The organism is Cohaesibacter marisflavi (genome assembly GCF_963665895.2).
Lineage (GTDB): Bacteria > Pseudomonadota > Alphaproteobacteria > Rhizobiales > Cohaesibacteraceae > Cohaesibacter > Cohaesibacter marisflavi.
Genome location: NZ_OY762534.1, coordinates 2033379 through 2045656, shown reverse-complemented (window position 1 = coordinate 2045656; position 12278 = coordinate 2033379). Strand labels below are relative to the sequence as shown.

Genomic DNA, 12278 nt, shown 5'->3' with positions numbered 1-12278 from the left:
ATAATTACGATGCATCATAAATGGAGCTCGCCATAGTTCGCGACGCAGATCGCCAAAAGTGCGGCCTCCATACTACGTGAAACACTGTAACTGGATAGAGTTTGAACATGCAATCGCAACAAGAAGGCAAAAAGCTCTCTGATATGGTCTATGACAGGCTGTGCGAGGCTCTGCTCAAAGGGCACTATCTTCCGGGCAAGCGCTTGAAAATCCGGGAGCTGGCTGAAGAGATGCAGACCAGCGTCACGCCAGTGCGTGATGCCATTTTGCGTTTGCACTATGACGAGGCCGTTATCTACAGCTCGCCGCGCTCTATCCATGTCACGACTCTCAGCCGCGCGCGCTATGAGGAAATCCGCAAAATTCGTTTGCCACTGGAAGTCATGAGCGCCAAGGCCGCCGCGCAATATGCCACCCTGTCCGATGTCACCGCGCTTGAAAGCCTGATCGCCGAGAATGAAGAAGCCATGGCCGAAGGCGATGGCGTTCGCGGCGCGGCTCTCAATCAGCAATTCCATTTCAAGCTGGTCGAAATGTCAGCCATGCCGGTGCTTTATGGAGTGCTGCGCCGCCTTTGGCTGCAAACCAGTCCTCTGATTGCTCATGGCTATCTCGAAGCCGGACGGGCAATGATCGATCACCATTACGAGGTTCTCGAAGCGGTGCGCAACAAGGATGTCGAGGCCGTCGCCATTGCTGTTGAGCGCGACCTGACTCTGGGAGGCGCTCCGCTGGTACGTATGCTCGACAAGGTGTCGGATGGCACATGATCAAGAGGCGCGTATCGGGGGTGAAATTTCTGCCACTCGAACCCGTTTCTTTCCAAACAACTTACCCTTACTGACAACCTTATACCTGATGGCCATCATCACAGCGCTCTTTATAAAGACACAATAATTGGAGAAGACCGGCCAATGACCACTGTAGACCCAGATATCGGATCGCTTCTTACGACGCCTCCACCCGCGATTTCACAGCAGGAGGCTTGCGCGATTGCCAAAACGACCTTCGGTCTCACCGGTAGCCTCAAGCAGTTGACCTCTGAGCGCGATGTCAATTTCCTGCTCCGCGCGGATGACGGCGAAGGTTATGTGCTCAAATTCACCAATGAGATGGAACCGGAAGAGCAAACCGATTTCCAGACCAAGGCTCTGCTGCATCTGGAAAAAACGGCGCCATCCCTGCGCGTGCCACGGGCCGTGCCGACGCTTTCGGGAGAGCTGTGGCAGGAGCTGGAAAACGGCTCCCGTGCGCGGCTTCTAAGCTATGTTGAAGGAAGCCTCAGCTCAACGCTTCCCAAATCGCCCAATCTGGCAATTGCGGTTGCCACTGCGGGTGCGAAACTGGTCAATGCCCTTAAAGAGTTCGCGCATCCCGGAGCTGATCACTATCTGATCTGGGACATCAAGAATGCCGGAACCCTGCGCTCCATGTTGCCCCTTATCGAAGAGGCAGAACAGCGGGGACTGGTCGAAACGGCGATTGATGCATTTGATGAAAGAATAGCGCCACGTCTTGATAACTTGCCATGGCAGGTCATTCACGGAGATCTCAATCCGCAAAATCTGGTGGCCGAAGATGAGACTGATCTGGAAATCGGCGTGCTGGATTTTGGCGACATGGTGCGTTCGCCCCGCATTTGCGAACTGGCGATCGCTGCGGGCTATCAGCTCGACTTTTCCGATGTCGGAGCATCCCTCATACGGTTCCTTGCCCGCTGGCACAGCATTTGTCCTCTGACCCCTGCCGAGGTTGAGTTGTCTGCTGATTTTGTCGCAGCCCGCTTTGCCACTATCATCACGGTCGCCAATTGGCGTGCCCAACGTTATCCGGAAAACAGGGCCTATATCACGCGCAATCTGGCGTTGGCTTCCAATGGGATCAGGCATCTGACCAATCTGGATACAAATGGGCTCTATGAGGCTCTGGCTGATAGAGCCGAGGCCAAACCACACAAGGAGATGTCCTGATGCCGCAAGACCAGTCCATGGCGAATGCCTTCGTGCCGGGGCAGGCAATCCTGTCTGCGGGCGATGAAGCTCTTTTGCAACGCCGCACCGACACGCTTGGGCCAGCCTATCGCCTGTTTTATGAAGAGCCCTTCCATCCGGTGCGTGGGGAAGGGGTGTGGCTCTATGATGAAGAGGGCACAGCCTATCTTGACGCCTACAACAATGTTGCCTGTGTGGGCCATTGCCATCCGCGCGTGGTGGAAGCCATGGCCAGGCAGGCCTCTATGCTAACCACCCACACACGTTATTTGCAGAATAACATTGTCGATTTTGCAGAAGATTTTCTGGCGAGTTTTCCCGATCCCCTGTCTCACATCATGTTCACTTGCACAGGCTCGGAAGCCAACGACCTGGCACTGCGCATTGCCCGGGTAAAAACCGGCGGTACCGGCGTCATCGTGACGGAGAATGCCTACCACGGCGTCACCATCGCATTGGCAGCCATGTCTCCTTCTCTGGGCGCAGGCGCCCCCAAAGATGAAAATGTCTTCACCATTCCCGCCCCGACCGGTCAGCATGGCGAGCAGGAAGGCGAAATCATGCGTGCCAACGTGGAAAAGGCGCTTGCCACCATGGCAGAACGAGGCATCAAACCCGCAGCTCTCTATGTCGACACCATCTTTTCTTCTGACGGCATTTTCAGCCACCCCAAGGGTTTCCTCAAACCCGCGGTTGACGCCTTTCGGGCAGCCGGAGGCCTTTTCGTAGCTGATGAAGTGCAGCCCGGTTTTGCCCGCACGGGCGAGGAAATGTGGGGCTTCATTCGGCATGGTGTAGTGCCGGATATGGTCTCCATGGGCAAGCCAATGGGCAACGGCTATCCTGTTGCGGCATTGGTTGTGCGGCCTCATGTCGTGGCCGAGTTTGGTGAACGCACCCGCTATTTTAACACGTTCGGCGGCAACACCACGGCCATCGCCACGGCGCAGGCCGTTTGGGATATCATTCGTGATGAAGGTCTGCTGAAAAAGACATTAGAAACCGGTCGTGCCTTCCGTGCCGATCTGAAAAGTCTTGCCAGAGAAGGGGATGACATTTGCGACATCCGCGGCAGTGGCTTGTTTATCGGTGTGCAGATTGCCGGAGATGATCCAAGGGGGCGGACTGCCCGCCTCGTCAATGCGCTGAAGAAAAAGCGTATCCTCATCAGTGCGTCCGGCCCGGGCGGTGATGTGCTCAAAATCCGCCCGCCGCTGGCATTTGGTGCCGATGCGCTTGACTTCTTCATGAGCGGATTGCGAGAGGCCATCAAGGATATCTAGCCTGAGGGGCGGTTTGCCCGTTCCCATTTCAATAAAAACGATAGTGCACAAGTACGCAGCTTCCATTGGAAAGAACCAGATATGAGTTCGAACGAGAGAAAAACCCTTTTGATTACCGGCGCCAGCCGTGGCATCGGTCACGCCACTGTAAAGCGCTTCTCTGATGCAGGGTGGCGGGTGCTCAGTTGTTCCCGACAGCCCTTTGATGAAAAATGCCCCTGGCCGATGGGCAAGGAGAACCACATTCAGGTGGACCTCAGTGACCTGGCAAGCATCGGCAGGGCAATCGGCGTCGTCAAGGAACGCCTGGAATCGGAAGGCGGTAGGCTGCATGCGCTGATCAACAATGCGGCCATCAGCCCTAAGGACGAAAATGGCCAGCGGCTCGATAGTCTCCGGACTCCGCCGCACTTGTGGCACACCGTTTTCACGGTCAATTTTGTTGCGCCCATCATGCTCGCAAACGGCTTGATCGAAGAGCTGCGTGCCGCGAAGGGCTCCATCGTCAATGTTACGTCCATTGCGGGCATGCGCGTGCATCCCTTTGCTGGCACGGCCTACGCAACGTCAAAGGCGGCGCTGTCTACATTGACCCGCGAAATGGCCGCCGATTTTGGTCCGCACGGTATTCGGGTGAACGCCATCGCACCGGGAGAAATCGACACCTCGATCCTGTCACCGGGCACCGAGAAGATTGTCGAGACCATTCCGCTGCGGCGTCTGGGCGAGCCTTCCGAGGTGGCTGAAACCGTCTTCTATCTGTGCTCGGATGCCAGCTCCTATGTTTCCGGCACCGAAATTCACGTCAATGGCGGCCAGCATGTCTGAATGAGCCATCCCTAATGTGCAGATTGTGTGCCCCGGCTTTCGCTACATGTTGCGAGGGTGGGGCACAGCTCCTTTCGGGCTGTTAATCAGGGGAAGGAACCGGGCCATGGCTGGAGAAGCACGGTCTTTTCGGTTATCGTTGGACAGATCCTCCCGGATTCAGTCTTATCTTCCTGATCGGAGTGTTCTCCTGCCTCATCGGGGCGAGCCCTGAGACCATGTGTCTTGAGCCCAGTCAGGTTGGCCTGCGCAAAGGCAAACCGCACACTTTTCGCCATGACGAACAAAGCTTCGCCGCGATGCCCGAAGGAGGCAGGACAGCACTCTGCTTGGAAGATAAAAAGCAAGGGACGTGGCGGCCTCGCCGCTCAATATGTGCCCAAAAGAGAGTACTGTGATGAACAAGAATAAACTGGTTGTTGTCGGCGTAGGCCATGTTGGCTCTTACGTGCTGGCAGACGCCATGAAGACAGGCCTGTTCGCCGAAATCGGCGTGATCGACATTCTGGAAAATGTTGCCTATGGCGAAGCGCTGGATCAGGCACAGGCAACGGCCCTGACCTATATGAACAATGTGGATGTCAAGGCTGGCGGCTATGAACAATGCGCTGATGCTGACGTGATTGTTGTGGCTGCTGGTCCGAGCGTTATTCCAGATCCGGATAACCCCAAGGCCGAACCTGATCGCACGCTTCTGACCAAGACCAACTGCGAGGTCATTCGCGAGGTGATGACGGGCATCACCAAATATACCAAGGACGCCATCGTCATCCTGATCACCAATCCGCTCGACACCATGGTGTATATTGCGGAAAACGAATTCGGATATCCCAAGGGCCGCGTTTTCGGAACCGGCACAATGCTGGATTCAGCCCGCTTGCGGAAGCTGATCGCCGACACCTATCAGGTCGATCCCAAGTCGATTTCCGGCTACATGATGGGTGAACATGGCAGCACTGCTTTTCCGGTGCTGAGCCATGTGACTGTGGGCGGCATTCCGTTTGATGCCATTGATGACTATCTGGCGCCCTCCAGCAATATTCAAGATCCGGATGTCGTGAAGACAAGCATTGTCTCAGCCGCCTATGAAGTGCTCAACGGCAAGGGCTGGACCAATGCTGGAGTTGCCCAATCTGCCATCACTATGGCAAAGGCTGTTTTGCTGGATGAGCGCAGCATCTATCCCGCATCAACCACGTTGCGCGGCCAATATGGTCATGATGGCGACGTGGCCCTCAGCATGCCGTGTGTCATCGGTCGGGAAGGGATCATCAAGCAATTGCCTGTTGATCTGAATGAATGGGAAAAGCAAAAGCTGCAGGAAACAATCGCTTTCATTCAGGCCACAATGGTGGATGCCAAAACGGGGCCGGACAAAGCGAAATAATCCGACCGATTTTTTAATAGAAAAAAGCATTGCGGACGGCGCGCCGTCCGTGATCGCCTGCGGGCAGCTGCTGGCTGAGCCCTTCAATCGGCTGAACGCAGACGCAAATTGCCTGATTAGCGGCAGCAATGATCTGATTTAGCTGCTTGTGGCCTTGGAGGTGATATCCGTTGTATGCTCGGCCAGTTCCTTGCGCCAACGTCCAGCCTCAAAGGCTTTGCGCGCCAGATGCGCCTTGCGGCGATGCTGATAGGACCGGGCGGCGTGTCTGGTTAGATAATAAAAGATCAGCGCCACCGCGATGCCAACTGGCAAGGCACCCACGGCCATGATCTTTATTGTTGGCAGAATAGCCGAGAGCGACTGCGACAAGAGCCCATGCTGCAGTGCATGAATCTTGTGATGCATGATCGGCTGTCCCAGTATCATACAACCCGTGGAATAGGTCGCGCTCCAGATGAACGGAAATGTCAGCGGGTTGCCGACCGCAGTGCCAACTGCAGCAGCGAGCAGGTTTCCGCCGATCAAGAAGGCGATGGCCCACGCGATGAGAAAATGAAATCCCAGAAAAGGTGTGAAAGAGGTGAAGACACCAGCCGCAACCCCGGCCGCGATGGCATAGGGAGACCCTGTCAAGCGCAAGACCCGCTTGATATAATAGACGCCAGACCGTTTCCAGCTACGACGCGGCCACAGCAATACGCGCATGCGCTCGGCAAACTTGGGCTTGTTCTTTCGACCAAAAATCACGGTTTCCAGTCTCTTTCTTCTTTTTGTAAGACCGATGTGCCATCGAGCACCTTGCGCTGGTCCACCTTAAGCCAGCTCGCCCGCAACATAGCACATAAAGTCACTATTTTCTTTTAAAGACAAACACTAATTTCCAAGTGTTTCTCACCTCAAAGAAGGGGCATCCTTTATCCGAAGATATAAGATGTCTTATCGCGCCTGAAAAGGGCCATTTCGTGGCCGGTTTCCAGTGATTTTTCCAGATAAGGGTTTAGGCCTCTCTTGGAATTGTTGCAATCCATTTTAAATAGGAGAAAGGCAAATGGTGAATAAATTTGTATCACTGAGATTATTTCTAGCCTAAAGGGCAGCTTAGCGGATAATCAGAGTGGATCTTTTCGGCATTTGCTATAAAGAACACGAGAAAGATCAAAACCGGGTGTAAGATTTTGGACTATTTCAACAAGGGGGAAGCGGAAAAACAGGCCGCTTTTGCCGCCAAAAGGGATCTGATATTCCGCCCGCTCGTTCGATTTCTGGCGCGCAAGGGAGTGACGCCCACTGCAATCAGCTTGGTTGGCGTCTTGTTCGCGTCCTTTGCTGTGGCTATGCCTGCTGCGCTTTGGGAGGTGGCTGCTGGTGGATTTCTGCTCTATGTCCTGATGGATGCGGTGGACGGACCATTGGCGCGGCAGACCCGGGCTGACAGTCATGGTGGCTCACTGGTTGATATCTTTGCAGATCAGTTTGGTGTGGTTCTGGTGGCGTTGGGCGCCATATGGTGGCTGGATGCCAGCATACTGGCCAACGTCATGTTTGCCTTCTTCTATAGCCACACAATCTATCTGATGGTGATCTGCAATTTGCTCTTAGTGCCCATGCCCTATGTGCTGAGGGTGAAATATCTCTATTTCATCGTCTATATCTGCTCGCTTTATGCCCAGAGCAATTTGCCAATCAACATATTTGCCATCATTTTTCTGGCCTACTATCTGGTCTATTTCGTCATTCTTTTCAGACAGGTGCTCAAGCGCAAGCCCTGAACAACACGGCCCGTGCTCAGGTGGCCCCTTGATAAAAACCCTGCCGATTAACGCTAATGTGTTAGTCAAAAGGCTGGCTTGTAAGCTTGCCTCTTGATACACTTATCAAGGAGGTCGGCCAGCATTTGGCCTGCGCGGAGAGGAGAGGCACTCCCATATGGGGTTGTATGAGCCAGACAAGAGCTTTGCGATTGATACGCATTTTCATGCGAACGTATTTCGGCGTCCTCATGCGAAGCGTCGCCGCATTGCCACTCAGCTTTCTCGCTATTCCGCGCATCTGGATGGGCTATGCTCGACCGAGCATGCCTATAAGCAGCCGCTGGAAGCCTATGATTTCTTATGCGAGATGGTCGGGCATTACGAGCTTGACTTGACCATTGTGCCGGGCGTTGAGAATATCTCGCGCGAAGGGGTCGAGGTCATTCAGCTGTTTGAAAGCCGCGCCGCTCTGGTGAGTGCTCTCAAGGCGTTCCCGGCCTTCTCATGGCCCATTCATGATGCCGTAAGCCTGCAATCTCCTGACTGCGTGACCATTCTACCGCATCCGTTCTCGCCGAGCGGCACTGGTATCGTGAGCGGTATCGGGTTTGACAGGGCCTGCCAGTTGCTTTCGCATTTTGACTATATTGAAATATCCAACGGGTCGTTTCTGGAAGTGCCGCTGGACGCGTTGCCGCGCACCAAATTCAAGGATCAGGTGGAAAAGACCACGCAATTCCCTGAGGAACTCATGCCGCTTGGCGTGGGGCGCAGTTATGGCTCTGATGCGCATCGTCCTCGGGACATCAATCTTTTCAGCTCTCTTGTCAAAGGGTATGACGAGAGTGTCTTTCAGGCTCTGACCATGCGGCAGGATCTCAAGCCGATCTTGCGGACGATTGCCGAATTCCGTGCCGTGGGCAAGATTTCGCGCAGCCTGTTGACTTCCAGCATCGAATATATGCAAAAGCAGGATTACAAGCTCACCAACAATGGCGACGGTACGCGCCCTTCGCTTGCCAAGCGGGCTCGCAGCCGCATTCTTGGCTAAGCCACCGGCTGGGCCAGAGCGATCATGCCCGCCTACAGCTTCCCATAAAAGAAAAGACCCGATGCCGAAACACCGAGCCTCTCCCCTCTGCTATCAGGCAGACGGGGCGCTCTTAAGCGCCCCCATGAACTTCTGACCGTGCTTATTTTCTCTCTTTTTCAAGAGCTTCATTTATGCCCATGACGATCTCGTCAGCGGCTTCCTCGGCCGTCAGCTCGCCATAGGCGAACATTTCGATGGCGTCGCCAAAGGCTTCTTCCACTTTCGGATGGTCAAAATAGGCGGAAATGGCCGGACCCGACGCGTCCAGAACCAGATTGTGGGCCTTCAGAAGGATCGGCTCGATTGCGCCTTTGTCCATCAGATGCTTGAAGGCTACCTTGGAAGCAGGGATACCACGAGTGGTGCCCAGTATGTCAGTTGCACCCGTATCTGTCAGCAGGCAGTTGACGACTTCAGCTGCAGCTTTCGGGTTTTCCGAGTTTTTGGAAATTGAGAACAGCATGGAAGGTTTGCGGAAGACACCGTCGTTGGTGGCATCTGCATTCTTGAGAATCGGGGCTGGCACCAGCTCCTGACCTTCCTTCATCGGGTCTGCGATCTTGTGATAGGTGGTGTCCCACTGATAGGTCCCGGCAATGCGGCCGTCGGCCCATTTCGGATCTTCGTGCAGAGGCACGTTGGCACCGGCCGCTGCCACGGTTTTCCAAGGCACGATGACTTTTTCATCGGAGAATGTCTTGTACAAATTCAGGCCATCGACGAAATCTTCTTTGGTGAAGTTCAACGCCAGAGTGTCAGGGTCAATCATGGTGACACCCTTCTTCTGAACGATATAGGCGCGGATCAGGCCACGGGCGTCAAGACCATGGGACGTGAGGCCGGTCGCTTCATAAGGATAGTAGCCATCGCCCAGCTTTTCCTGGAAGACCTTGGCAGCAGCAAGCAGGTCATCCCAGCTTTTCGGTAGAGGCAGGCCAGCCTTGTCAAAGGTGGTTTTGTTGAACCAGGGTACACGACCGGTAATGGACAGCGGCAGGCCCTGCAAGTGTCCCTTTACGGAGGTGGCAGCGAGTTCGCTCTCGGACCACTGGGAAAGATCGATGATGTCTTTATAATCATTCAGATCAGCAAAGCCGGTGCCATCTTTGGTGAACAGGGGCAGCCAAGGCCAGTTGATCTGCATGATGTCGGCTTCGGTGCCACCGGCAAGCTGTACGGTGACTTTGGCCAGATGGCCATTCCAGCTGGTGAATTCCGGAGCAATGGTATGACCCAGCTTCTCGCCGCAATATTTCAGCGCTTCTTGCGTGGCTTCGTGGCGGCTGTTGCCTCCCCACCATGACATGCGCAAATCGGCAGCATTGGCAACGGAAAGACTGGTAGCGGCCATGAGTGTAGCCAAAATCGTCATCTTCAGTTTCACAGGAACCTCCCTAAGATATACAAGTAAGATGTATTTCCAAAAGCCGGCTGACCCGAACTGGGGTCCTCGCAACCGGCATTGTCGTAACGCGAATGAACTGTCCTTGATGGCGCGACATATCCGGTTGATCCTCGTTTCACCCGTCGGATGATCTCAACCGTCCTCTCCTTGATACCCCGCCTGTTTCATGATCTGAATTCGATCAACAGGAGTGGTGTGCCTTGCCATATGCTTCCTCGGACAGGGCTGTGAGACGGGCTCCAACCCTTATTCAAATTCTTGATAAAATTATACAAAAGATCGGGGGCATTAACATGGACGAACCGGTAATTTCATGGGCCTGAAAATCTACGATTCTCTCCATGCGAGTTGGTCCGGAAGAGACCTGCCAGCGCGAATGCGTTCTCTATGAGGGAAGGGAGGTGCGTTTACTCTGACAGACTGGCCGTCATCTACTCTATGCGAATGTCCTCGGATGGAGGGGATCCAGTGGGACTGATCGCCACAGTCCGTACTTTTCGCAAGTGAAGGTCTTGTCAGATCTTAGAAAAAAAGCGCCACTTGGGAAAAGTGGCGCCTCAAGTTGTCAGTAGCACCGAGCTACATGAAACAAGTGAATACCTGGGGACATTGGTATCCAAATGTGTTTATTCATTGGGGTTATTGTTTGCTACTTATCTGAATTCTGAACTTATGCTGTCTTCTGCTCCATGTTGTTGACAAAACCATTGTCGCTTTTAAGTAATTCCTCAATTGCCATCCTTAAAAAATAGGACAACATGGGATTGCCTATCGCATTTGAACCAAGCATGGCTCGTCTCAGATCGGTTTCAATCTCATTCTTGATTTGAGCCGATGAGTAGTGAAATTGCCCATCCATGCTAAAATCTCCTTTTTAGCCAAGCTCTTCAGCTCTAAGCCGCAACTTCAAGAGGGTCGTTATGAACCCCGTTTTTGTGGTAAAGCGTAGATGAGACCGCCAATTTTGTCCGCATAGCAGCAAGAACCGGCTCGGAAACTTCAAACACACCACAGCAAACAGGGCGTTTGCCATATCCGTCTGCGCGTCCCAACTCCTGAACCTTAACGCCAGCGCGGCGATAGACCAGCTTCATCTGGGGTTCGTAGTTGGACACCATGGTGTGAATGCCATGATCAAGTGCACATTCGCAAAGCGCAAGGAACAGCAGGCTGAATGCACGGCTGGCTTCCATCGAGGGATAGACCGCGTTGATGGCTTCCTGGTCGATACACATACGGGTGCCTTCCCAAATGCCCGGGGCAGAAAGGGAGACCTGATTGGGGAATGTTCTTCTGAAAACATCATAAAGAAGAGTAGGGCCAGTCGTCGGCATCAAACGCATAGAGCCATATAGCTCTGTGCGGTCATCGTTGCACCAAACCAGATATGCTGGCATTTTCTCATCATAAATATCGCGCTCATAGTCACCATCGACTGAAACATCCCAGTCGAGCTGGTCAGAGAAAACCTCTTTGCGCAGCTTGAACATACGGTCCATTAAAATCGGATATTTATGATATTCATGCGCTTCAATTGTCACAAACATCTATTAGCTCCATCGGCAAAACTGATGGCTCTACAATGTTTCAAAACCAATGAAGATGGAATTCGCATAAATGGATGAACACATATAGCTTCGCACATATGTGTTGATTTCATGCCTGGTGGCCCGTCGTGTGCGAGGGGGCTAGGCGCCGATCAAATGTAAGGTGATGGCCTTGGCAACGGCCTGAGACATGTTGGAACAATTGAGCTTGTAGCGGGCTGAACGCATATAGGTGCGTACGGTATGTTCAGAAATGCCCACAATGAGAGCTATTTCCTTGTAATCCTTGCCCTTTGCTGACCAATGCAGGATTTCCAGCTCCCGAGGACTCAGGACCGGCACAGGATCTTCATCGCCAAACAACTCGATGATGGCCTTTTTGTGCAGAACGTGGGCAAGCTCCATCCAGTCCTGTCGGAATGATTTGACGAAGCCGGACCAGTTGGTCTCTCCCGCTCTGGAGTTCACCGACAACAAAGCCCGCCGTCCCACCTTATCGGTGATCGGGATAGAATAACCGTACTCTCCCATGCCGTGGACCTGAAATTCGGTCATCATTTCCATGGCTTCTTCAGTCGGTTCAATCTCTGACCAGTCGAACGGCAAGCTGCGTCTGAGGCCTTCTTTGACCACAGGGTCTATGGTGACATAGCTTCTGGTCAGGTAGATAGCGATCCAGTCCGGTGGGTAGGTCGTGCGTACAAAGGGCGCGTCGATCTGCATGTCCGCAGTCACGGTTTGTGCCATATGGTAGGTCACATGACCAAGGCGATAGCCGTCACGCAGTTCGAAAACTGCCTTCTCGACATTCTCGGCCTCTTTGATTTCTCTGAAGATGGTTTCGCGCAGCAGAAGAAATCTGTCGGAAGTTTCGCTCATGGTCCGCTCTCAATTGCTTTCCTAAGTAATCGCAAAATCGATTTATCCGCGCAAGTCCTCTCGTACATATGTGCGAGGTAACTATACAAATAGCAATCATTGAGAGTAAAT

12 protein-coding genes are annotated in these 12278 nt (G+C 53.4%); 7 read left to right on the top strand and 5 right to left on the bottom strand.

Annotation, left to right across the window (positions count from 1 at the left end):
* The first annotated feature begins 107 nt into the window (after window positions 1–107).
* From ACKPCT_RS10370 to ACKPCT_RS10350, 5 genes are all read left to right on the top strand, one after another.
* Window positions 108–770, top strand: coding sequence for a GntR family transcriptional regulator (locus ACKPCT_RS10370; RefSeq protein ID WP_090067738.1), 663 nt, complete (start codon window positions 108–110; stop codon window positions 768–770).
* A gap of 144 nt (window positions 771–914) precedes the next feature.
* Window positions 915–1970 carry a phosphotransferase gene (locus ACKPCT_RS10365; protein WP_319569148.1) on the top strand — a complete coding sequence of 352 codons (1056 nt, stop codon included), beginning with the start codon at window positions 915–917 and terminating at the stop codon, window positions 1968–1970.
* Window positions 1970–3274, top strand: coding sequence for an aspartate aminotransferase family protein (locus tag ACKPCT_RS10360; protein ID WP_407652465.1), 1305 nt, complete (start codon window positions 1970–1972; stop codon window positions 3272–3274). Before ACKPCT_RS10365 ends, ACKPCT_RS10360 begins: the two co-directional genes overlap by 1 nt.
* A gap of 81 nt (window positions 3275–3355) precedes the next feature.
* Entirely contained in the window at window positions 3356–4102 is a 747-nt protein-coding gene (locus ACKPCT_RS10355) for an SDR family NAD(P)-dependent oxidoreductase (RefSeq protein WP_319569147.1), read from the top strand.
* Window positions 4103–4499: 397 nt separating this feature from the next.
* Complete coding sequence (locus ACKPCT_RS10350; protein ID WP_090067748.1) at window positions 4500–5489, top strand: lactate/malate family dehydrogenase; 990 nt, start codon at window positions 4500–4502, stop codon at window positions 5487–5489.
* Window positions 5490–5627: 138 nt separating this feature from the next.
* Here the strand turns inward: ACKPCT_RS10350 and ACKPCT_RS10345 are convergent, their stop codons facing one another.
* A complete protein-coding gene (locus ACKPCT_RS10345) occupies window positions 5628–6239 on the bottom strand; it encodes a DUF2062 domain-containing protein (RefSeq protein WP_244544542.1) in 612 nt (203 codons plus the stop codon).
* A 428-nt stretch (window positions 6240–6667) separates the two neighbouring features.
* On the opposite strand from ACKPCT_RS10345, the gene ACKPCT_RS10340 reads away from it, so the two are divergent.
* Window positions 6668–7261 (top strand): CDP-alcohol phosphatidyltransferase family protein, encoded by a 594-nt coding sequence (locus ACKPCT_RS10340; RefSeq protein WP_175527847.1) that lies wholly within the window; start codon window positions 6668–6670, stop codon window positions 7259–7261.
* Between the two features lie 157 nt (window positions 7262–7418).
* On the top strand, window positions 7419–8294 hold the full coding sequence (locus ACKPCT_RS10335) for a hypothetical protein (RefSeq protein ID WP_319569146.1): 876 nt from the start codon (window positions 7419–7421) through the stop codon (window positions 8292–8294).
* A gap of 142 nt (window positions 8295–8436) precedes the next feature.
* Here the strand turns inward: ACKPCT_RS10335 and ACKPCT_RS10330 are convergent, their stop codons facing one another.
* The 4 genes from ACKPCT_RS10330 to ACKPCT_RS10315 form a co-directional block, all read right to left on the bottom strand.
* Window positions 8437–9708 carry an ABC transporter substrate-binding protein gene (locus tag ACKPCT_RS10330; protein WP_090067754.1) on the bottom strand — a complete coding sequence of 424 codons (1272 nt, stop codon included), beginning with the start codon at window positions 9706–9708 and terminating at the stop codon, window positions 8437–8439.
* A gap of 703 nt (window positions 9709–10411) precedes the next feature.
* Window positions 10412–10600 (bottom strand): hypothetical protein, encoded by a 189-nt coding sequence (locus tag ACKPCT_RS10325; RefSeq protein WP_319569145.1) that lies wholly within the window; start codon window positions 10598–10600, stop codon window positions 10412–10414.
* A 34-nt stretch (window positions 10601–10634) separates the two neighbouring features.
* The gene (locus ACKPCT_RS10320) at window positions 10635–11288 is read right to left on the bottom strand and encodes an acyl-homoserine-lactone synthase (protein ID WP_090067758.1); all 654 of its coding nucleotides are present in this window, start codon (window positions 11286–11288) and stop codon (window positions 10635–10637) included.
* Window positions 11289–11429: 141 nt separating this feature from the next.
* Window positions 11430–12167 (bottom strand): helix-turn-helix transcriptional regulator, encoded by a 738-nt coding sequence (locus ACKPCT_RS10315; protein ID WP_090067760.1) that lies wholly within the window; start codon window positions 12165–12167, stop codon window positions 11430–11432.
* Window positions 12168–12278 lie beyond the last annotated feature (111 nt).